Origin of the sequence: Shinella granuli (assembly GCF_004341885.1) — a bacterium.
Lineage (GTDB): Bacteria > Pseudomonadota > Alphaproteobacteria > Rhizobiales > Rhizobiaceae > Shinella > Shinella granuli.
In genome coordinates, this window is sequence record NZ_SLVX01000001.1 from 590053 (window position 1) to 610846 (window position 20794).

17 protein-coding genes and 1 riboswitch are annotated in these 20794 nt (G+C 66.8%); of the genes, 10 read left to right on the top strand and 7 right to left on the bottom strand.

The window, feature by feature from the left end; genetic code table 11:
* Positions 1-103: 103 nt before the first annotated feature.
* Both EV665_RS02785 and EV665_RS02790 read left to right on the top strand, forming a co-directional pair.
* On the top strand, positions 104-751 hold the full coding sequence (locus tag EV665_RS02785) for a helix-turn-helix transcriptional regulator (RefSeq protein WP_133032993.1): 648 nt from the start codon (positions 104-106) through the stop codon (positions 749-751).
* On the top strand, positions 748-1887 hold the full coding sequence (locus tag EV665_RS02790) for an aminotransferase class I/II-fold pyridoxal phosphate-dependent enzyme (protein ID WP_133032994.1): 1140 nt from the start codon (positions 748-750) through the stop codon (positions 1885-1887). The genes EV665_RS02785 and EV665_RS02790 overlap by 4 nt, the downstream gene beginning before the upstream one ends.
* On the opposite strand, the gene EV665_RS02795 is transcribed toward EV665_RS02790, so the two are convergent.
* The 6 genes from EV665_RS02795 to EV665_RS02820 form a co-directional block, all read right to left on the bottom strand.
* Entirely contained in the window at positions 1884-2213 is a 330-nt protein-coding gene (locus tag EV665_RS02795) for a DUF1330 domain-containing protein (RefSeq protein WP_133032995.1), read from the bottom strand. The genes EV665_RS02790 and EV665_RS02795 overlap by 4 nt on opposite strands.
* Before the next feature lie 170 nt (positions 2214-2383).
* Positions 2384-3397, bottom strand: coding sequence for a betaine--homocysteine S-methyltransferase (bmt, locus tag EV665_RS02800; protein WP_064330355.1), 1014 nt, complete (start codon positions 3395-3397; stop codon positions 2384-2386).
* A gap of 355 nt (positions 3398-3752) precedes the next feature.
* A complete protein-coding gene (locus EV665_RS02805; RefSeq protein WP_064330354.1) occupies positions 3753-4796 on the bottom strand; it encodes a quaternary amine ABC transporter ATP-binding protein in 1044 nt (347 codons plus the stop codon).
* Positions 4789-5700, bottom strand: coding sequence for an ABC transporter permease (locus EV665_RS02810; RefSeq protein WP_064330353.1), 912 nt, complete (start codon positions 5698-5700; stop codon positions 4789-4791). The genes EV665_RS02805 and EV665_RS02810 overlap by 8 nt, the downstream gene beginning before the upstream one ends.
* Before the next feature lie 256 nt (positions 5701-5956).
* Positions 5957-6955, bottom strand: coding sequence for an ABC transporter substrate-binding protein (locus EV665_RS02815; protein ID WP_064330352.1), 999 nt, complete (start codon positions 6953-6955; stop codon positions 5957-5959).
* A 751-nt stretch (positions 6956-7706) separates the two neighbouring features.
* Entirely contained in the window at positions 7707-7850 is a 144-nt protein-coding gene (locus EV665_RS02820) for a hypothetical protein (protein WP_023517380.1), read from the bottom strand.
* 246 nt (positions 7851-8096) lie between these two features.
* Here EV665_RS02820 and EV665_RS02825 point away from each other — a divergent pair, with 246 nt between their 5' ends.
* From EV665_RS02825 to cobO, 8 genes are all read left to right on the top strand, one after another.
* Positions 8097-9560: a cobyric acid synthase gene (locus EV665_RS02825; protein WP_133032996.1), complete on the top strand. Its 1464-nt coding sequence runs from the start codon at positions 8097-8099 to the stop codon at positions 9558-9560.
* A 137-nt stretch (positions 9561-9697) separates the two neighbouring features.
* Positions 9698-11578 carry a peptidoglycan-binding domain-containing protein gene (locus EV665_RS02830; RefSeq protein WP_133032997.1) on the top strand — a complete coding sequence of 627 codons (1881 nt, stop codon included), beginning with the start codon at positions 9698-9700 and terminating at the stop codon, positions 11576-11578.
* Between the two features lie 79 nt (positions 11579-11657).
* Positions 11658-12025, top strand: a riboswitch (cobalamin riboswitch).
* A 47-nt stretch (positions 12026-12072) separates the two neighbouring features.
* Positions 12073-12249, top strand: a complete 177-nt coding sequence (locus EV665_RS02835; RefSeq protein ID WP_064330349.1) for a CbtB domain-containing protein — start codon at positions 12073-12075, stop codon at positions 12247-12249.
* A gap of 12 nt (positions 12250-12261) precedes the next feature.
* The gene (locus tag EV665_RS02840; protein ID WP_133032998.1) at positions 12262-13056 is read left to right on the top strand and encodes a CbtA family protein; all 795 of its coding nucleotides are present in this window, start codon (positions 12262-12264) and stop codon (positions 13054-13056) included.
* Between the two features lies 1 nt (position 13057).
* Entirely contained in the window at positions 13058-13582 is a 525-nt protein-coding gene (gene cobU / locus EV665_RS02845; protein WP_133032999.1) for a bifunctional adenosylcobinamide kinase/adenosylcobinamide-phosphate guanylyltransferase, read from the top strand.
* A 3-nt stretch (positions 13583-13585) separates the two neighbouring features.
* Entirely contained in the window at positions 13586-14635 is a 1050-nt protein-coding gene (gene cobW / locus EV665_RS02850) for a cobalamin biosynthesis protein CobW (RefSeq protein ID WP_133033000.1), read from the top strand.
* A 253-nt stretch (positions 14636-14888) separates the two neighbouring features.
* Positions 14889-19010: a cobaltochelatase subunit CobN gene (gene cobN, locus EV665_RS02855; protein ID WP_133033001.1), complete on the top strand. Its 4122-nt coding sequence runs from the start codon at positions 14889-14891 to the stop codon at positions 19008-19010.
* Positions 19011-19036: 26 nt separating this feature from the next.
* Complete coding sequence (gene cobO, locus EV665_RS02860; RefSeq protein WP_133033002.1) at positions 19037-19678, top strand: cob(I)yrinic acid a,c-diamide adenosyltransferase; 642 nt, start codon at positions 19037-19039, stop codon at positions 19676-19678.
* A gap of 153 nt (positions 19679-19831) precedes the next feature.
* Here cobO and EV665_RS02865 read toward each other — a convergent pair whose 3' ends face one another.
* Positions 19832-20617: a TSUP family transporter gene (locus tag EV665_RS02865; RefSeq protein ID WP_064330343.1), complete on the bottom strand. Its 786-nt coding sequence runs from the start codon at positions 20615-20617 to the stop codon at positions 19832-19834.
* Positions 20618-20794: the final 177 nt, after the last annotated feature.

The following is a 20794-nucleotide window of genomic DNA, read 5'->3' on the forward strand; positions in this document are numbered from 1 at the left end:
CTCTGGATAGGACAGGGAGAAAGCGGGTCGCAAGCCTGTGACCGAATGTTTGGACTAAAAATCCAATATTGACAAATTATCTATCTTTGGATTGTTTGCCCGCATGTACGACTCATCAAATGCCGACCTGCTGCTTCGCCAGCACACCGCGACGGCCGCGGCCATCTCGACCCTGTTCTATCCCCATGCCGAGGTCGTGCTGCACGATCTCGAAACGGGGTTGATCGCCGGTATCTGGAACGCCTTTTCCGGCCGCAAGGCGGGCATGGAATCGCTCGTCGAGGAGGCGCTGGAGGAGGCCGGCGAGGGCGGCATCTACGGCCCCTATGAGAAGACCGGCGAGGACGGGCGGCGCCTGAAATCGGTGACAGCGGTGCTGAAGGACGATTTCGGCCAGGCGCTCGGCCTCTTCTGCATCAACATGGACGTGTCGCATTTCGACGCCGCGGCCAAGCTGCTTTCGGCCTTTGCCGGCGCGGCGGCCGCCCGCCCGGCATCGCTTTTCGCCGGCGACTGGCGCGAGGAGATCAACACGGCGCTGCACGACTGGCTGCGCACCCGCGGGCTGGCGCTGACGGCGCTGAAGAAGGGCGACCGGGTGGCGCTCGTCGCCGCGCTCGACGAACGCGGCCTGTTCCAGACCCGCAATGCCGTCGACCATCTCGCCGGCCTCATCGGTGCCTCGCGCGCCTCGATCTACAATTATCTCGCCGATGCCCGGCGCCAGAGCCAGAAGGACAGGACCCCGTGACCACGCTGCCGGATTTCCGCCTCGAAACCCATTTCTCGCGCTGGGAATTCAAGGCGCGCCATCACATGACGGCAAGCGATGCCGAGACGATGACCATGTCGGACCTCCTGGCGCTGGCTGGTCCCGAGGATCGCGAGGCCTGGGAGCGCGTCGCGCTCGGCTATACCGAGACCTGGGGCGCGCCCGAACTGCGCGAGGCCATCGCGACGACCTATGACACGCTGTCGGGCGCCGATATCCTCACCTTCGCCGGTGCGGAGGAGGGGCTCTACTGCGCCATGCTGGCGCTGCTTGCGCCCGGCGACCATGCCATCGTCACCGTGCCGAACTACCAGTCGATGGAGACGATGCCGGTCACCATATCAGGCCATGTCACGGGCATCGCGCTCCGGCCGGAAAACCGCTGGCAGCTCGATCTCGACGACGTGCGCGCCGCGCTGCGCCCCGAAACAAAACTCATCGCCGTCAATTTCCCCAACAACCCGACGGGCACCATCGCCGACCAGGCAATCTTCCACGGCCTGGTCGATCTTTGCGCCGGGCGCGGCATCCATCTCTTTTCCGACGAGGTCTATCGCGGGCTGGAGATCGACGCCGCAAAACGCCTGCCGCAGGCGGCCGACCTGTTCGACAAGGGCATTTCGCTCAACGTGATGTCCAAGGCCTACGGCCTGCCGGGCCTGCGCATCGGCTGGATCGCCAGCAAGGACCATGCCCTGCTGGCGCGCATGGAGAAGATGAAGCACTACCTCTCCATCTGCAATGCGCGCCCCTCCGAGGTGCTGGCCGGCATCGCGATCAAGGCGCGCGAAACGATCTTCGCCCGCAATCGCGCGCTCTGCGCGGAGAACATGGCAAGGCTCGGCGCCTTCTTCGCCGATTATCCGGATCTCTACGAATGGGCCGAGCCGGACGGCGGCTGCGTTGCCTTTCCGCGCTATCGCGGCGCCGACGGCGTCGAGGCGCATTGCCGCCGGCTGGTGGAGGAGAAGGGCGTGCTGCTGCTGCCCTCCAGCCTCTACGTCTCGGACCTCCTGCCCGTGCCGCCGGATCGCTTCCGCGTCGGCTTCGGCCGGCGCAACATGGAGGCGGGGCTGGCGGCCTGGCGGGCGTTTCTTGCTGAGGAAGCGCATTAGCCCTTCTGCAGGATATCGGTCGCCTTGTGAGTGTCGTCGACGCCGTCGATCAGCAGCACGTCGCCATCCGCGTTGCGGGTGCGAAGCGGCAGGATCGCCTGGTAGGCGGGTGACGCGTACCAGGCCTCGGCGGCGCTGCGGCTCGGGAAGGACAGCATGACGACGTCGCCGCAGAAGCTGCCTTCCAGCACGCGCTTGTTGCCGTCGCCGTGCAGCACGAACCGGCCGCCGAAGGGCGCCATGGTGGCGTCGATCGCCTCGAGATAGGCGATGATCTCCGCGCCGAAGGCGACATTGCGAAGGTGGGCGAGGGCGTAGGTGGTCATGGGGCTCTCCTGTGCGTGGCGGTATGGGAGAACCCTACGGCGCCTTCCGCAGCAGATCGATTACCTTGCAGGTAATGCCGGCGCCTATCTGCTTCCAAAGGTCAGGGCAAAGGAAAGCCGCCCGCGGCGTGGCCGGGGCGGCTGATGATCCTTCGTGCCGGCGGCTGGCCTCAGCCGCGGCGGCGGCTGCGTTCGCGGGCGGGCGCGGCGGCGCTTTCGTCGGCGGTCTTGTTGCGCAGCGGGCCGATCGTCTCGATGATCGCGGCGAGCGTCGGGCGTTCGCGCGGCTCGTGCGCGTCGAGCGCCACGCGCATGGCGGCAAGGTGTTCGCAGGACGTGCCGCAGCAGCCGCCGATGATGCGTGCGCCGGCATCGCGGGCAAGGCGGGCATATTCGGCCATCAGCGGCGGCGTGCCGGAATAGTAGATTTCCGCGCCGCGATATTCCGGGATGCCGCAATTGCCCTTGACGACGACGGTCGCGGACGGGTCGGCGCCGGTCATGTCGAGCAGCGAGGAGAGGATGTCGGACGCCCCGACGCCGCAATTGGCGCCGACGGCGAGGGGACCTGCGCCGATATCGCCGGCAACGCCGTGGATATCCCGCGGATGCAGGCCCATCATCGTCTTGCCGGCCGTGTCGAACGAGCCGGTATAGACGAAGGGCAGGCCGACCTTGGTGGCGGCTTCGGCCGCGGCGCGGATTTCCTCCGGCGAGGACATGGTCTCGATCCAGGCGACGTCCGCGCCGCCGGCCTTCAGGCCCTCGATCTGCTCGGCGAAGGCGGAAACGGCGTCGTCATAGGTCATTGCGCCGAGCGGCACGAGCAGTTCGCCCGTCGGGCCGACGGAGCCGGCGACGATCACCGTGCGCGGCGCCTTGTCGGCGACCGCGCGGGCGATCTCGGCGGCCTTCCTGTTGAGGTCGAAGACGCGGTCCTGCGCATGGTGCAGCTTCAGGCGATGGCGCGTGCCGCCGAACGTGTTGGTGAGGATGATGTCCGCCCCGGCATCGACGAAGTCCTGGTGCAGCTTCGTGATGTTCTCCGGCCTGGCCTCGTTCCACAGTTCCGGCGCTTCCCCGGCTTCGAGGCCCATGGCGAAGAGCGAGGTCCCGGTCGCGCCATCGGCGAGCAGGAAGGGCTTTTCGGCAAGAAGCTGGGCAAGCGGGTTCGTCGCGGTCATCGGCATATCCTTCTGTTTGTCACATCATATAAAGATTTCTTTATGTGATTGCAATGATGGATTGGCGGCAAAGAAGAGGGTGTCCCGGAGGACGCTTCCAGTCGACGGGAATCCAGGTGACTCCCTCTCCTCCGTCATGGTCGGGCTCGACCCGGCCATCCACAGCCTGGGTGCCGAGTGAACCCTCGGGTCAAGCCCGAGGGTGACGAAGGAGAGGGAGGAATGCGAGGAGAGGGAAAAGAGGGAAGAGGGGGAAGAGGGGGAAGAGGGGAAGAGGGTGAGGAGAGGGAGCAGGCCCATTCCCAAACGAGGAGAGGGCGCCCCGGGCGCCCTCTCTGTTCGTCTGCCGGGCGGTTCAGGCCGCTTGCGCCTCGTGGCTCGTGGGCGTCACCATGCTGGAGATGATGGCGCTGAGGCTGAGCGCGCCGATCGGGCGGCCGGCTTCGTCGACGACATGGGCGAGCGTCTGGTTGGCCGCCGTCATGGCGCGGGCGGCCATTTCGAGCACCGTGCCCTTGGCGATCGGCATGCCCTCGGGATTGCCCGAGAGCGGCGCCATGATCGTCTCGACGTTGACGACGCGGCCGCGGTTCACCTCTTTCACGAAGGCGGTGATGTATTCGTCCGCCGGGTTCAGCACGATCTCCTGACCGGTGCCCTGCTGCACGACCATGCCGTCGCGCAGGATCGCGATCTTGTCGCCGAGGCGCAGCGCCTCGTCGAGATCGTGGGTGATGAAGACCACGGTCTTCTTCAGCTCCTTCTGCAGGTCGAGCAGCACGGTCTGCATGTCGACGCGGATCAAGGGGTCGAGCGCCGAATAGGCTTCGTCCATCAAGAGGATGTCGGCGTCGTTGGTCAGCGCCCGGGCAAGGCCCACGCGCTGCTGCATGCCGCCCGAAAGCTGGTTCGGATAGTGGTTCTCGAAGCCGGCGAGGCCGACGCGGGCGATCCACTGCCTGGCGCGCTTCTCACGCTCCGCCTGCGCCACGCCCTGGATCTCCAGGCCGTAGACGGTGTTTTCCAGGACCGTGCGGTGCGGCAGCAGCGCGAATTTCTGGAACACCATCGCCGTCTTGTGCCGGCGGAATTCGCGCAGGTCGTTCTCGCTCATCTTGCAGACGTCGACGCCGTCATAGAGCACCTCTCCGGCGGTCGGGTCGATCAGCCGGTTGATGTGGCGGATCAGCGTCGATTTCCCCGAGCCGGACAGGCCCATCACCACCATGATGCCGCCGGCGGGCATGGAGATGTTGATGTCGCGCAGGCCCAGCACATGGCCGTATTTCTGGTTCAGTTCCGCCTTGCCGAGGCCGTTCTTGACCGCATCGACATAGTCGCCGCCCCGCGGGCCGAAGATCTTGTAGAGATTGCGGACCTCGATTGCATGACTAACCATGAATTACCTCCGAATGCTTCTGCAGCCGCTTGCCATAGGCCTGGCTTGTACGGTCAAAGATGATGGCGATGGCCACGAGCGCGAACCCGTTGAGGAACCCGACCGTGAAGAACTGGTTGTTGATGGCCTGCAGCACGTTCTTGCCGAGCCCCCCGACGCCGACCATCGAGGCGACGACGACCATGGCGAGCGACATCATGATGGTCTGGTTGATGCCGGCCATGATGGTGGGCAGGGCGAGCGGCATCTGCACGTTCCTCAGCTTCTGCCAGCCGGAGGAGCCGAAGGCGTCGGCCGCTTCCAGCACTTCCTTGTCGACGAGGCGGATGCCGAGATTGGTGAGGCGGATCATCGGCGGCACGGCATAGATGACGACCGCGATGAGGCCCGGCACCTTGCCGATGCCGAAGATCATGACGACGGGGATGAGGTAGACGAAGCTCGGCATCGTCTGCATCACGTCGAGGACCGGGTTGACGAAGGACTGCACCCGGTCGGAGCGGGCCATGAGAATGCCGATCGGGATGCCGACGATGACGGCGATCAGCGTACAGACCGTCACCATGGCGAGCGTCACCATCGTGTCGTTCCACAGGCCGAGCAGCCCGATGGCGAACATGGAGAGGGCGGTGCCGACGGTGATCTTGATGTTGCGGCTGCCGAAATAGACGATGGCCAGCATCGCGATCAGGATGATCGGCCAGGGCGAGCTGACGAACAGCCGCTCCAGATAGTTCAGGAACCACTGCAATGGCTGGACCATCGCATCGATGATGTTGACGTAACTCCTGACGAGGCTCTTGAAGCCGTCGTCTATGACTTTTCTTGCGCCGCGGATGCTGGCGTCACTGAAGGCTGGAAACTTGCAAAGAAAGCCTGGCAACAGTTCGCATAAGCCTGCCATCCTCTTCCCCTCTTCTACCGGAAGTTATTGTCCCGCACCGCAAGAGCGCTTTCTTGCCTTGCGAACGGGACGGCGCGCACAGGGATATTCTTGTTCTGGTTCCCGGCTTGCAGTCCGTCTTCTCACGAACTGCCGCTTGATACTGTGCTGTTTGCGACCTCTGCAGTTTTTTGAGCGGGCGTCGGGCGGTTTGCCTGCACCCTCGTTCAGGTCGCCGGAAAGCCGGCAGCCGGAAAGGGCTGCCGGCAGGCCGTCGTCAGAGCGCGGCCTTGACCTTTTCCGCGATATCCGGAGCGACCCACTTGGTCCACATGTCCGGATAGGTTTCGAGGAAGTGCTTGGCGGCGTCCTCGTTGGTGCCCTGGTTCTCGTCCATCCAGGCGAGAACCTTGCCGACCGTGCCGTTGTCCCACTGGCGCGTCTTCATGTAGTCCATGGCAACGCCGGCCTTTTCGGAGAAGGCCTTGGTCACGACGGTGAAGACGTCGGAGGTCGGATAGGAGTTGACCTTCGGGTTGGGGCAGTCCGGCACGGCGGTGCAGGCGTCCCAGTCGGCCTTGTCGTGTTCGACGCCGAAGGAGAGCTTGGTCATCTCGTACTTGCCGAGAATGGCGGTGGGCGCCCAGTAGTAGCCGAGCCAGCCGCTCTTCTTCTCGAAGGCATTGGCGATCGAGCCGTCGAGGCCCGCCGCCGAGCCCGTGTCGACGAGCGTGAAGCCGTCCTTGTCGGCATCCAGCGCGCGGTAGAGATTGTCCGTCGAGACCTGGCAGTTCCAGCCCGAGGGGCAGTTGTGCACGGCGCCCTTGGAGGAGTCTTCCGGCGCGGGGAAGAGTTCCGGATGCTTCAGCGCGTCCTGCACGGTCTTGATGTCGGGATGCGCGTCGGCGAGGAATTTCGGGATCCACCAGCCTTCGACGCCGCCTTCCGAAAGCAGCGGCGCAAGCTGGATCAGGCGGTCTTCGGCGATCGCCGCGTCGAGCGGCGTGCGCACGGCATTGACCCACATTTCGGGCGCGACGTCCGGCTCGCCCTTCTCGTTCATCGAGGTGAAGGTCGGCATCGTGTCGCCGGTCACCAGCGTGACCGAGCAGCCATAGCCGTTTTCGAGGATGAGCTTGTCGACATGGGCGGCGACGCCCGCCGAGGCCCAGTTCATTTCGGCGATCGAGACGTCGCCGCAGTCTGCCGCCTGGGCAGAACCGGCAAAGCCGTAAAGGCCGGCGGCAAGGATGGTGGAAGCAAGGAGCTTCTTCATGGATTAAGACCTCCCAGTCTTGGATGCAGCGATCAACCCGGAAGGCAGCGCAGGCTACTGCGTTGTCCCGACTGCCCGAAAGTTTTGCGACAGCCACGGGGATCCGATGCCAGGTGAGGCGAGCCAATCCCCCTGCTGCAGCGACGCCGAGCCTTTTTCTGGTTTGCCGGCGGAACCCTGTCGCCGACAACCTATCTTCGTGCGTCACAAGGGCAGCCTACGGGTTCTCATAGAGAAATCAACCTCCTGCGCGGCCGGCATATGGCCGACGGGCTGCTCCGGCCGCCCGAAAGGCTGAAATTCCAGCAACCTTGCGGTGGAAAAAATGGGCGTTTGCTCGCATCAGGGCAAATGATCAGGGGGTGGTTCGCACGGTAAGGCGCGATGGTCGCTGAAAGCGGACAAATCCTGTTCCGAATGCGCCGCTTCGGGCCTTAGGAAAATTATCGCAAAAATTTTCAAAAATAATCGCGATTCATCTTTGCTTAAGCTCCCGATAACGGTCCGGTAAGGATGTGCCGCTATTGGTTCTCTCACGGCGGGGGACATCGCCGCCTGCTCCGGAAAGGTATTGCGTACCGGGGTGCCTGGGCTCCGACGCGTTTTTGTCGGACGCCGCCATGCGTATTTTGGCAAGCCGTGCATCACCGGAAGGGATGCACGGCTTTCGCCGTTTCAGGGCAATAAAAAACGCCGCCTCCCGGAGAGAGACGGCGCTATGCGAGCGGGACCTGACGTCGCGCTCGAAGGATCAGCCGACGTTGCGCGTGCGGATGAAGCCGAGGGGACCGAGCGGCGCGTCCATGACGACGTTGCGCACGCGGGACTGGCTCTGGGGGGCTTCGCCGTTCCAGGCGATCTGTACGAAGTTCGGCTTGCTGAAGATGAACAGCATTGTCTTTGTCCTTGAAACCCGAAGCCACGCGCCTCGGCTGTGTGATGGCGTTGATATAGGCGTTCTCCACGCGGAAAACCATGGTTGTTCACGGCGCAATATGTCGCAAAAGGAACAGCATGACAGCCATGCTCCCGGCGCATGGCGGTTCGCCGGGAAAAGGCGCGAGCAGCCGGGCGCGGATTGCGGCTAAATTGCGGTAGGTCAGGGCTTTTCGGCAATGGGCGGGAATGCTACGAGGACCGCATGACCAGAACGATCATGCTCCAGGGCACCGGCTCGGATGTCGGAAAAACGGTATTGGTGGCGGGGCTGTGCCGCATTGCCGCCAATCGCGGGCTGAAGGTGCGCCCCTTCAAGCCGCAGAACATGTCGAACAATGCCGCCGTCTCGGCCGATGGCGGCGAGATCGGCCGGGCCCAGTGGCTGCAATCGCTGGCCGCCCGCGTGCCGTCCTCCGTGCACATGAACCCGGTGCTCCTGAAGCCGCAATCGGACGTCGGCAGCCAGATCATCGTGCAGGGCAGGGTGTTCGGCCAGGCGAAGGGGCGCGACTACCAGGCGCTGAAGCCGAAGCTGATGGGCGCCGTCATGGAAAGCTTCGAGACGATCGCGGACGGCGCCGATCTCGTCGTCGTCGAGGGCGCGGGCTCGCCGGCGGAAATCAACCTCCGGGCCGGGGACATTGCCAATATGGGCTTTGCCACGCGCGCCGGCGTGCCGGTCGTGCTCGTCGGCGACATCGACCGCGGCGGCGTCATCGCCTCGCTTGTCGGCACCTATGCCATCCTGCCGGAAGAGGACCGGCGCATGGTCACCGGCTATCTCATCAACAAGTTCCGGGGCGATGTGACGCTGTTCGACAGCGGCATTGCCGAGATCGCCCGCTTCACCGGCTGGCCCTGTTTCGGCGTCGTGCCGTGGCTGAGAGAGGCGGCGCGCCTGCCGGCCGAGGATTCGGTGGTGCTGGAGCGGCTGGCCAGGGGCGAGGGCGGGGCGCTGAAGGTCGCCGTGCCCGTTCTCTCCCGCATTGCCAATTTCGACGATCTCGATCCGCTGAAGGCCGAGCCGGAGGTGGACCTCGTCTTCGTGCGGCCGGGCGAGCGGCTTCCGGCCGATGCCGGCCTTGTCGTCCTGCCGGGCTCGAAATCCACCATCGCGGATCTCAGGGATTTCCGTGCCGCCGGCTGGGACCGCGACCTTGCCCTGCACATGCGCCGCGGCGGACGGGTCATCGGCATCTGCGGCGGCTACCAGATGCTCGGCAGCCGCGTCACCGACCCGCTCGGCATCGAGGGCAGTGAACGGGAGGTCGAGGGGCTCGGCCTGCTGGCGGTCGAGACCGAGATGGCGCCGGAAAAGACCGTGCGCAACAGCACGGCCCGCTCGCTGCAATATGACGTGCCGCTCGAAGGCTATGAGATCCATCTCGGCCGCACCACCGGGCCGGATGCGCTGCGTCCCTCCGTCAGCATCGACGGGCGGCCGGACGGCGCGCTCTCGCCCGACGGACGGGTGATGGGCACCTATCTGCACGGTCTTCTGTCGAGCGACGCCTATCGCGCCGGGCTGCTTGCCGATTTCGGCATCGAGGGCGGCGGCTTCGATTACCGGGCGAGCGTCGATGCGGCGCTCGACGGCGTGGCGGCGGAGCTGGAGGCGGTTCTCGATCCGCGCTGGCTCGATGGCCTGATTAAACCGGCCTTCTGAAACGTTCAGACATCGGGTTCCTCCGCTGCCGGCCTGCCGCACCAAAGTTGCGCCAGAATTCGGTGCGAGGAGTGACGGAAATCCGCCCGGGATCGCCGGGCGCTGGCGCCTTCGCGCGATCCGAAAGGGTGGGATATATGGGTTCTGGACCTCTCGCACGCTCCGTTCTGGTGCGGCTCGGCATTGCCGGCATCGTCGGGCTCTCGCTCGCCGGCCAGCCGGCGGTCGCCTTTGCCCAGGCTGCGACCGGCAAGGAGGCCGGCAGCGCCGGCAAACGCTGGGAAGAGGAGTTCTCGCTCTGGCAGAAGGTCTCGGCCGGCAGCGATGTCGCGCAATATGAAGGCTATCTGAAGCAATATCCGAACGGTACCTTCGCCTCCATGGCGCGCCTGCGCATCGCCGAACTGCAGGCCGCCGCCAAGGCGAAGCCGGCGACGGGCGCCTCCGAGCAGGCCGAGGCGGATGCCAAGGCCAAGGCCGACGCGGCGGCGGCCGCCGAAAAGGCGAAGGCTGAGGAACTGGCTGCTGCGGACAAGGCCAAGGCCGAAGAAGAGGCCCGCAAGACCGCGGAGGCCGAGAAAGCCAAGGCGGATGCGGAAGCGGCGCGCTTGAAGGCCGAGGAAGAGGCGCGGAAGGTGGCGGAGGCCGAGAAGGCGAAGGCCGATGCGGAAGCCGCGCGCCTGAAGGCCGAAGAGGACGCGCAGAAAGCGGCGGAAGCCGAAAAGGCGAAAGCCGATGCAGAGGCGGCGCGCCTGAAGGCGGAAGCGGACGCCAAGAAGGCGGAGGAAGCCGCCACGGCGCGCAAGCTTGCCGAGGAAAAGGCTGCGGCCGAGGAGAAGGCGCGCGCGGAAGCCGCTGCGGCGGAAAAGGCCCGCGCCGAAGAGGCCGCCCGCCTGAAGGCGGAGACGGAAGAGAAGGAAGCGGCCGCCCGCAAGCTTGCCGAGGAGCAGGCCGCCGAGGCCGAGCGGCTGAAGGCGGAGGCCGCTGCCGCTGCCGAGAAGGCCAAGGCGGAGGAAGCCGCCCGCCTGAAGGCCGAGGCCGAGCGCCAGAAGGCCGAAGAGGCCGCCGCCGCGGAAAAGGCGCGTGCGGAAGAGGAAGCCGCTGCCCGGCGCGAGGCCGAGACCCGGCGCGTCGAAGCGGAAAAGGCTGCCGCGGCCGAGAAGGCGCGGATCGAGGAGGAGGCCGCCGCTGCCCGCAAGCTTGCGGAGGAAAAGGCCGCCGAGGTGGAACGGCTGAAGGCGGAAGCCGCCAAGGCCGCTGCCGACGCCGAGGCCAAGGCCGCCGAGGCGGCCCGCCTTGCCGAGGAAGCCGAAAAACGCGCCGAGGAAGCGGCCGCCGCCGAACGGGCCGCGCAGGCGAACGACACCGCGGCCCGCGAAAACGAAGCGCAGGACGCGGACACGAAGAACCGCGGCCTTGCCGTAGAACGGGCCGACGATGCGGCGAAACGCGAGGAGGAGACCTTCCAGAAGGCCGTGCTCGACGGTTCGGAAAAGGCCTTCCGCGCCTATCTCGACGCATATCCGGACGGCCGCTTCGTCGCCGATGCGCGCGAGCGCCTTGCGGCGCTGGCAGACACGGCCCGGCAGGCGGCCAAGCCGAAGCAGGAAAGCGAAACGGCCACCGTCGAGACCGAGCGCAAGGCCGAGCAGCCGGTCGTCGATCGCCGCGAGGCCTATATGGATCGCTCGACCCGCGTGCAGGCGCAGCGCTGGCTGAGCATGCTCGGCTTCAACACCTATGGCGTCGACGGCGTCTTCGGTTCGCGCACCCGCGCCGCGATCGCCGCCTGGCAGGGCTCGTCCGGTTACCGCGCCGACGGTTATCTCTCCCGCCAGCAGTACCGCGCCCTCCGGCAGGCGGCGCAATATGCCGAGGCCCGGCAGAATCGCCAGCGCCGCTACCAGCAGGACTATGACGTGCTCGAAGGCCCGGTCGACGGCTATTACGAGCGCTACTACCGCGACGACGGCTATTACAATGGCGGCGGTGGCGTGGTGATCATCCCCGGCTATTGAGATCGCGACGGCCGGACGGCGGTTTCAGCACAGATGATGACGCTGCCGGTCGATTGACTTCGCAGGGGCGGAAGCATAATCATCCGGAATATTGGATGGTTCCCGGATCCGGAAACGGATCGGGGAGTAAATGGGAATGTGACGCGGCGGACCCAATCAGGGCGCTGCAATCACGGCCGACCCCGCGACTGTAGAGTGGCGAGGGACGCCCATCTGGACGGGAGGATCTGCGCGGAACGGGGCAATGGTGCCTTCGCCCCGCGTCTTGACGACCAGCCGGAAAAGCCACTGGGTGGCATCGCGATCAGCAGGGGTTGGACGCCTCTTTCTCTACGAATCGTCCGCCTTTTCGCGATGCCGGAGCCTGGGAAGGCGAGGGTGCCCCGCAGGCGTTTTTGGACGCCGGACGCTGCGAGCCAGGAGACCTGCCAGCCAATGTAAGGGCATTTCGTCCGACCTGGGGAGGTTTCCCCGCTGCCTGCACGGAGGTTGTCATGGCTGTTTCGACTACGTCTTCTGTTACCCTTTCCGCAAACGATCGTCTCGTCGCCGGTGTCCTCGCTCTCCTGCTCGGCGCCTTCCTGGTCTTCGGTGCCGGCCTTGCGAATTCCGCCGTGCTGCACGACACGGCCCACGATACGCGTCACTCCTACGGCTTTCCCTGCCACTAAGGAGTTCTTGACATGATCGTTCGTTATCTCCTGGCTGCCCTGGTGGCCGGGCTGTTCTCCGGCGTGCTGATGACGGCCGCCCAGGAGGCCCGGGTCGTTCCGCTCATCCTGCATGCCGAGGAATTCGAGGGCGGCGACGAAGCCGCGCCCGCTGCGGAAGGCACGACGCCCGGCACCGGCACGGAAGGCGCCGCCCAGACGCAGGACCATTCCTCGCTCGGCGCCGTCATCCTGGACGTCGTCTCCGCGCTCTCGCCGGTCTCCGTCGCCTATGCCCACGAGGGCGAGGACCACGAGGAGGGCGGCATCATGTTTGGCATGAGCCGGTTCTCCGGCACGCTGCTCGCCAACCTCGTCACGGGCGCCGGTTTCGGCCTCCTGCTCGCCGGCTTCAGCCTCGTTTCCGGCCATCCGATCACGGTGGCGAACGGCGCGCTCTGGGGCGCGGCGGGGTGGCTTGCCGTGCACATGCTGCCGGCCATCGGCCTGCCGCCGGAGCTTCCGGGCTTCCCCGCCGCCGATCTCGGCGACCGCCAGGTCTGGTGGATCGCGACCGTCATCCTGTCGGCGGCCGGCCTCTACCTGCTGTTCCTCAAGCAGAACATCGTCGCCAAGGTCATCGGAATCGTGCTGATCGCGGCGCCGCAGGTCTATGGCGCGCCGCAGCCGGGCGACATCTCCAGCAACGTTCCGGCCGTGCTCGGCGCGGAATTCGCCGTCGCCGCCCTGGCCACGACCCTGTTCTTCTGGATCGTGCTCGGCCTCTCGCTCGGCTTTGCCAACGAGAAGATCGCCAAGGCTGCCTGACATGACATCGACATCGCCCGGAGCCGTCCTGGTTCTGGGCGGTGCGCGTTCCGGAAAATCCGCTTTTGCCGAGAGGCTGGTCGTCGAGACCGGCCTCTCGCGTCATTATATCGCCACCGGCCGCGCCTTCGACGACGAGATGCGCGCGCGCATCGCGCGGCACCGGGAAGACCGCGGCGACGGCTGGCAGACGCATGAGGAGCCGCTGGCGCTCGCCGCGCGCATAAGGGACGTGGCGCGGGCCGACAGGGCCGTGCTCGTCGACTGCCTGACGCTGTGGGTGACGAACCTGATGCTGGAAGAGCGGGACATCGCCGCCGAATTCTCCGGACTCCTGGAGGCCATCCGGCAGGCGCCCGGCCGCATCGTCCTCGTCTCCAACGAGGTCGGCCTCGGCATCGTGCCTGACAATCGCATGGCGCGCGAATTCCGCGACCATGCTGGGCGGCTGCACCAGCAGGTCGCCGCCCTCGTGCCTGAAGTCTATTTTGTCGCGGCCGGACTGCCGCTGAAAATGAAGGGTTGAGCCATGCTGCAACAGAAGATCCCCGCCACCGTCATCACCGGCTTCCTCGGCGCGGGCAAGACGACGATGATCCGCAACCTCCTGCAGAATGCGGGGGGGAAACGCATCGCGCTCATCATCAACGAGTTCGGCGATCTCGGCGTGGACGGCGACGTGCTGAAGGGCTGCGGCGCGGAGGCCTGCAGCGAGGACGATATCATCGAGCTCACCAACGGCTGCATCTGCTGCACCGTCGCCGACGACTTCATCCCCACCATGACGAAGCTCCTGGAGCGGGAGAACCGTCCGGATCACATCGTCATCGAGACCTCGGGCCTTGCCCTGCCGCAGCCGCTCGTCGCGGCCTTCAACTGGCCGGAAATCAAGACGCAGGTGACGGTCGACGGCGTCATCACCGTGGTCGACAGCGCCGCCGTCGCCGCCGGCCGCTTTGCCGACGATCACGACAAGGTGGATGCGCTGCGCGTCGAAGACGAAAACCTCGACCATGAAAGCCCGCTGGAAGAACTGTTCGAGGACCAGCTCACCGCCGCCGACCTCATCGTGCTCAACAAGACCGACCTGATCGATGCCGACGGCCTGAAGTCGGTGCGTGACGAGGTCGCCTCCCGCACCGCCCGCAAGCCCTCGATGATCGAGGCGAAGAACGGCGAGGTCGCCGCCGCCGTGCTGCTCGGCCTCGGCGTCGGCACGGAGGACGACATCGCCAACCGCAAGTCGCACCACGAACTGGAGCACGAGAATGGCGAGGAGCACGACCACGACGAATTCGACAGCTTCGTCGTCGAGCTGCCCGCCATCGCCGAGCCGGCCGCCTTCATCGAGCGCCTCAAGGGCGTGATCGCCGAACATGACGTGCTGCGCGTCAAGGGCTTCGCCGACGTGCCCGGCAAGCCGCTGCGCCTGCTCGTCCAGGCCGTCGGCAGCCGCATCGACCACTATTTCGAGCGCGCCTGGGTCCCGGGCGAGACCCGCGGCACCCGCCTCGTCGTCATCGGCCTGCACGACATGGACGAAGCCGCCGTGCGCGCGGCCATCGCCGCGGCGGTGTGAGTTTCGGCATGAGCATGCGGCAGTCTCCTTCCTCGGCGTTTCAGGTACGGTTTGGCCTTTTTGGGCGTGCCGTGCCGGCGGATCCTCGGGTCGAGCCCGAGGATGACGGAGGGGAGGAGAGGCCGCAGAGCCTATCGATCGGTGCGGCAGGGACAACCGTGGCTGTTGTCCGCCGCCCCGTCCTTCTGTCGTCATCCTCGGGCTTGACCCGAGGATCCACCGGCACGGCACGCCGGCAAAGGGGAGGCGCCGCATGCACCTCCTCCTAGCGCAGAAGGGCACCATCGCCGACGGCAGCGAGGCGATCGATCTTGGCCAGACGCCGGGCGACATCCTCTTTCTTTCCGCCGCCGACACGGAGCTCGCCTCCATCGCCGCCGCCCATCGCGCGCGCGACAAGCAAACGCGGCTGCGGCTCGCCAGCCTCGCCACGCTCTCCCATCCGATGTCGGTGGACACCTATATCGAGCGCACCGCCCGCCACGCCAAACTCATCGTCATCCGAGCCCTCGGCGGCGCCAGCTATTTCCGCTACGTGCTGGAAGCGCTGCTGGCGACCGCCGTTGCCAATGGCATCAGGCTCGTGGCGCTGCCCGGCGACGACCGGCCGGACGAGGGCCTCGCGCCGTTCAACCGCATCGACGACACCGACCGCCAGACCCTCTGGGCCTATCTCAACGAGGGTGGCGCCGACAATGCGGACCGCTTCCTCGCCTATGCCGACGCCCTGGTCTTCGGCGGCGACAGGCCGGAACCGGCCACGCCGCTGGAAAAGGCCGGCATCTGGTGGCCGGGGCGGGGTGTTGTCGATATCGAGGCGTGGCGGGTGCTGGCGGCGCTCCCCCCCTCTGGCCTGCCGGCCATCTCCCCCTCCGGGGGGGGGATCGGCAGGAAGCAAGGCCTTACGCCCTCAATTCCGTCCGGATCTGCCGGGTCGGTAGATGGGAAGGAAACCGCTGCCCCATCGATCTCCCCCCGGGAGGGGGAGATGGCCGGCAGGCCAGAGGGGGAGATTGTCGGCACGGACCGGGAGGAGGGCTTCGAACCTCCGACCGCCGCCATCTGCTTCTACCGCGCCTATGTCCAGAGCGGCGAGACACGCCCCGTCGAAATGCTGATCGAGGCATTGGCCGCCGAAGGTGTCCGCGCCCTGCCGCTTTTCGTTTCCAGCCTCAAGGAGCCCGTCTCCATCGAGACGGTGCGGGCCGCCTTCGCCACGGCCCGGCCGGAGGTCGTGCTGAATGCCACCAGCTTTGCCGTGTCCGCCCCCGGCGCCGGCCGCAAGCCGACCGTGCTCGACGAGACCGGCGCGCCGGTCCTGCAGGTCGTCTTCTCCGGCTCCTCGCGCGCGGCCTGGGAGGCCTCCGGCCAGGGGCTGACGGCGCGTGACCTCGGCATGAACGTCTCGCTGCCGGAAGTCGACGGCCGCGTGCTCACCCGGGCCGTCTCCTTCAAGGCCGCCGCGCGCTACGACGAACGCGTCGAGACGAACATCGTCAGCCTTGATCCGGTCGAAGACCGCATCCGCTTTTCCGCCCGGCTGGCCGCCGGCTGGGCGCGGCTGCGGCGTGCGGCGCCGGCGGAACGCCGCATCGCGCTCGTCATGGCGAACTATCCGAACCGCGACGGGCGTCTCGGCAACGGCGTCGGCCTCGACACGCCCGCCGGCACGATGGAGGTGCTGCGCGCCATGGCGGCGGAAGGCTATGCGGTCGAAGGCCTGCCGGCCGACGGCGACGCGCTGATCGCCCATCTGATGGCCGGCCCGACCAATGCGGCGCGCGACGGGCGCGAAATCCGCGAAACGTTTTCCCTCAACCATTACAAGGCTTTCTTCGCCTTCCTTCCGAAACGGATTCAGGCGGAGATGACCGCCCGCTGGGGCGCGCCGGAGGACGATCCCTTCGTCATCGGCGACGTCTTCGCCCTGCCGCTCGCCCGTTTCGGCGAGACGCTGGTCGGCATCCAGCCGGCGCGCGGCTACAATATCGACCCGAAGGACACCTATCATTCGCCGGACCTCGTGCCGCCGCACGGTTATCTTGCTTTCTATGCCTTCCTGCGCCTGCACTTTGGCGCGCATGCCATCGTGCACATGGGCAAGCACGGCAATCTCGAATGGCTGCCGGGCAAGGCGCTGGCGCTGTCGGAGGCCTGCTATCCGGAAGCGGTGCTCGGCCCGGTGCCGCATCTCTATCCCTTCATCGTCAACGATCCGGGCGAGGGCACGCAGGCCAAGCGCCGTTCCGCCGCCGTCATCATCGATCACCTGACGCCGCCCCTGACCCGCGCGGAGACCTACGGCCCGCTGAAGGACCTCGAAGCGCTTGTCGACGAATATTACGACGCCTCCGGCGGCGATCCGCGGCGCATCAAGCTGCTGACGAAGCAGATCCTCGACCTCGTGCGCGATATCGGCCTCGACCGCGACGCCGGCATCGCCCGGGGCGATGGCGAGGAGACGGCGTTGCAGAAGCTCGACGCCTATCTCTGCGACCTCAAGGAAATGCAGATCCGCGACGGCCTGCACGTCTTCGGCGTCTCGCCCGAGGGGCGGCTTCTGACCGACCTGACGCTGGCGCTCGCCCGCGTGCCGCGCGGCCTCGGCGAGGGCGGCGAGGCGAGCCTGCAGCGGGCGATCGCGGCGGATGCGTTCCGGGGCTTACCCCCCTCTGGCCTGCCGGGCATCTCCTCCTCAAGGGGGGAGATCGATGGGGGCACGCACCCTGTTCCATCAGCAGCCAAGGCGGTTGGTTTCGACGCGGCGGGGAAAACGGAAACAGGCTCGCAGCCGATCTCCCCCCTTGAGGAGGAGATGCCCGGCAGGGCAGAGGGGGGTGGCTTCCGTTTCGACCCGCTCGACTGCATCCCCTCCGATCCCTGGACCGGCCCGCGTCCCGGCATCCTCGCCACGCAGACCGACGCCCCCTGGCGCAGCAAGGGCGACACGGTCGAGCGGATCGAACTTCTGGCCGCCAAACTGGTGGAGGGCGCGACCGCCTGCCCCGATGGCTGGCACGCCACCCGCGCCGTGCTCGATGTGATCGAGGCCACCATCCGCCCCGCCATCGCCGCCTGCGGCCCGGCCGAGATCGCCGCGCTGCTGCGCGGCCTCGACGGGCGCTTCATCGAGCCGGGCCCCTCCGGCGCGCCGACGCGCGGGCGGCCGGACGTGCTGCCGACGGGCCGCAACTTCTACTCCGTCGACAGCCGCGCGGTGCCGACGCCGGCCGCCTGGGAGCTCGGCCGGAAATCCGCCGAGCTCATCGTCACCCGCTATGCGCAGGATCACGGCGAATGGCCGACCTCCTTCGGCATCACGGCCTGGGGCACCTCCAACATGCGCACCGGCGGCGACGACATCGCGCAGGCCATGGCGCTGATCGGCGTCAAGCCGACCTGGGACATGGCCTCGCGCCGCGTCACCGGCTTCGAGATCATCCCGCCGGCCGTGCTGCGCCATCCGCGCGTCGACGTGACGCTACGCATTTCCGGCTTCTTCCGCGATGCCTTCCCCGAACAGATCGCGCTGTTCGACCGGGCCGTGCGCGCCGTCGGCGCGCTGGACGAGGACGATGCCGACAACCCGATCGCCGCCCGCATGCGGGCGGAAGCGGCGGCGCTGGCGGCCAGGGGCGCGTCGCAGGACGAGGCGCTGAAGCAGGCCGGCTTCCGCATCTTCGGCGCCAAGTCCGGCGGCTACGGCGCCGGCCTGCAGACGATGATGGACGAGGGACTGTGGACGGAGCGCGGCGACCTTGCCGAGGCCTGGCTTGCCTGGGGCGCGCATGCCTATGACGGGACGGGCGACGGCGTGCCGATGCGCGAGCGGCTGGAGGCGCGCATGAAGAGCCTCCAGGCCGTGGTGCAGAACCAGGACAGCCGCGAGCACGACCTGCTCGACAGCGACGAATACTATCAGTTCGAGGGCGGCATGGCCACGGCGGCGGAGCATCTTTCCGGCAAGCAGCCGGTCGTCTATCACAACGACCTGTCGCGGCCGGAAAAGCCGGTCGTGCGCACGCTGGAGGACGAGATCGGCCGTGTCGTGCGCGCCCGCGTCGTCAATCCCAAATGGATCGACGGCGTCATGCGCCATGGCTACAAGGGCGCCTTCGAGATCGCCGCGACGGTCGATTTCATGTTCGCCTTCGCCGCCACGACCGGTGCGGTGAAGGACCACCATTTCGAGGCCGCCTATCAGGCCTATGTGCTCGACGAACGGGTGCGCGCCTTCCTGATGGAGAAGAACCCGGCGGCGCTGGCCGAAATGGCGGCGCGGTTCGCCGAGGCGATCGACCGGGGCCTGTGGACGCCGCGCTCGAACTCGGCACGCTTCGAACTGGACATGCTGGGCGCCCGCAGGGCCTCGTGACTGCGATTGAGACGAAGGGAAGAACGATGAGCGAAAACCACGACGAAACCGCCGGCATGACCGAAGCCGAGCTCGCCCGCCACGCGGAGAAGATGGCGAAGAAGAAGCAGGCGCGCGAAAAGATCATGGCGACCAAGACGGACGAGAAGGGCCTCGTCATCGTCCATACCGGCAAGGGCAAGGGCAAGTCGACCGCCGGCTTCGGCATGATCTTCCGCCATATCGCGCACAAGAAGCCCTGCGCCGTCGTGCAGTTCATCAAGGGTGCCATGGCGACGGGCGAGCGCGACCTCATCGAGGCGCATTTCGCCGATCTCTGCCAGTTCTTCACGCTCGGCGAGGGCTTTACCTGGGAAACGCAGGACCGCGCGCGCGATGTCGCGATGGCCCAGAAGGCCTGGGAGAAGGCGAAGGAACTGATCCGCGACGAGCGCAATTCCATGGTGCTGCTCGACGAGATCAACATCGCGCTGCGCTACGATTATATCGATGTGGGCGAGGTGATCGAGTTCCTGAAGACGGAAAAACCCTACATGACGCATGTCATCCTGACGGGCCGCAACGCCAAGGACGAGCTGATCGAGATCGCGGACCTTGCCACCGAGATGGAACTGCTGAAGCACCCGTTCCGCTCGGGCATCAAGGCGCAGCAGGGCGTGGAATACTGAACCCCCGGGGGCGTTGCCCCTCATCCCCCTGCCGGGACCTTCTCCCCGCAGGTGGGGAGAAGGAGGAAAACGGCGCGCCCATCGCTCCTCGCCCCGCTTGCGGGGAGAGGATGCCGGCAGGCAGGTGAGGGGCTTTGGTTGGTCGCTCGCCTTTCACCACCCCAGCCAGACGCGCAGCGGATGGCTCGGATCGGCCATCAGGCGGATGGCGAGCGCGATCGAGGTGACGACGAGGAGCGGCTTGATGATCCTGGCGCCGTTCTTCATCGCGACGCGCGAGCCCGCCTGGGCGCCGAGGAACTGGCCGGCGCCCATGACGAGGCCGACCTTCCACAGGACGACGCCATAGGCGAGGAAGACGGCGAAGGCGCCGACATTCGAGCCGAAGTTCAGCAGCTTGGTGTGCGCCGTCGCCTTCAGCACGCCGAAGCCCGCCAGCGTCACGAAGGCCAGCATGAAGAACGAGCCGGTGCCCGGGCCGAACACGCCGTCATAGAAACCGATCAGCGGCACGATGGTGGCGGTGAACAGGAAGACGCTCATGCGGCGGTGCTTGTCGACATCGCCGATATTCGGCTTCAGCCCGAAATAGACGGCGATGGCCACCAGCAGGAAGGGCAGGATCGCCTTCAGCACGTCGCCCGGCACCACGGTGGCGAGCAGGGCGCCGAAGGCCGACCCCACCGCCGAGACCACGGCCATCGGCATCTGCTCGCGCAGCCGGACATGGCCGGCGCGGGCATAGGCGAGCGTTGCCGAGCCGGAGCCGAAGAGGGATTGCAGCTTGTTCGTGCCGAGCGTTTCGAGCGGCGGAATTCCGGCGATCAGCATGGCCGGAATGGTGATCATGCCGCCGCCGCCGGCGATGGAATCGATGAAGCCGGCGAGGAAGGCGGCAAGAAACAGGAAGACGAGGATATGAAGGGCGATATCGGCCAAGGCGGGACTCGGGGGAATGCGAGGAGCGGATTTTCAGCCCTTCTGTCAGACTGCGCGGCAAAAGCAAAGCCCGGTGCGCCCGCCGCGGGAGAGCGTGCCGGCCAATCTCGTCTCGGCCTGCGGCGTGGCGCATCCGGCGCGGGCGATGCCGCAATCCGGTTTGACCGGCTTCACGCC

Bases quoted from the DNA above. Each gene is read 5' to 3' on its own strand.
- EV665_RS02785 (WP_133032993.1), top strand. From the start codon at position 104: ATGTACGACTCATCAAATGCCGACCTGCTGCTTCGCCAGCACACCGCG.
- EV665_RS02795 (WP_133032995.1), bottom strand. From the start codon at position 2,213: ATGACCACCTACGCCCTCGCCCACCTTCGCAATGTCGCCTTCGGCGCG.
- bmt (WP_064330355.1), bottom strand. From the start codon at position 3,397: ATGACCGCGACGAACCCGCTTGCCCAGCTTCTTGCCGAAAAGCCCTTC.
- EV665_RS02805 (WP_064330354.1), bottom strand. From the start codon at position 4,796: ATGGTTAGTCATGCAATCGAGGTCCGCAATCTCTACAAGATCTTCGGC.
- EV665_RS02810 (WP_064330353.1), bottom strand. From the start codon at position 5,700: ATGGCAGGCTTATGCGAACTGTTGCCAGGCTTTCTTTGCAAGTTTCCA.
- EV665_RS02815 (WP_064330352.1), bottom strand. From the start codon at position 6,955: ATGAAGAAGCTCCTTGCTTCCACCATCCTTGCCGCCGGCCTTTACGGC.
- EV665_RS02820 (WP_023517380.1), bottom strand. From the start codon at position 7,850: ATGCTGTTCATCTTCAGCAAGCCGAACTTCGTACAGATCGCCTGGAAC.
- EV665_RS02825 (WP_133032996.1), top strand. From the start codon at position 8,097: ATGACCAGAACGATCATGCTCCAGGGCACCGGCTCGGATGTCGGAAAA.
- EV665_RS02830 (WP_133032997.1), top strand. From the start codon at position 9,698: ATGGGTTCTGGACCTCTCGCACGCTCCGTTCTGGTGCGGCTCGGCATT.
- EV665_RS02835 (WP_064330349.1), top strand. From the start codon at position 12,073: ATGGCTGTTTCGACTACGTCTTCTGTTACCCTTTCCGCAAACGATCGT.
- EV665_RS02840 (WP_133032998.1), top strand. From the start codon at position 12,262: ATGATCGTTCGTTATCTCCTGGCTGCCCTGGTGGCCGGGCTGTTCTCC.
- cobU (WP_133032999.1), top strand. From the start codon at position 13,058: ATGACATCGACATCGCCCGGAGCCGTCCTGGTTCTGGGCGGTGCGCGT.
- cobW (WP_133033000.1), top strand. From the start codon at position 13,586: ATGCTGCAACAGAAGATCCCCGCCACCGTCATCACCGGCTTCCTCGGC.
- cobN (WP_133033001.1), top strand. From the start codon at position 14,889: ATGCACCTCCTCCTAGCGCAGAAGGGCACCATCGCCGACGGCAGCGAG.
- cobO (WP_133033002.1), top strand. From the start codon at position 19,037: ATGAGCGAAAACCACGACGAAACCGCCGGCATGACCGAAGCCGAGCTC.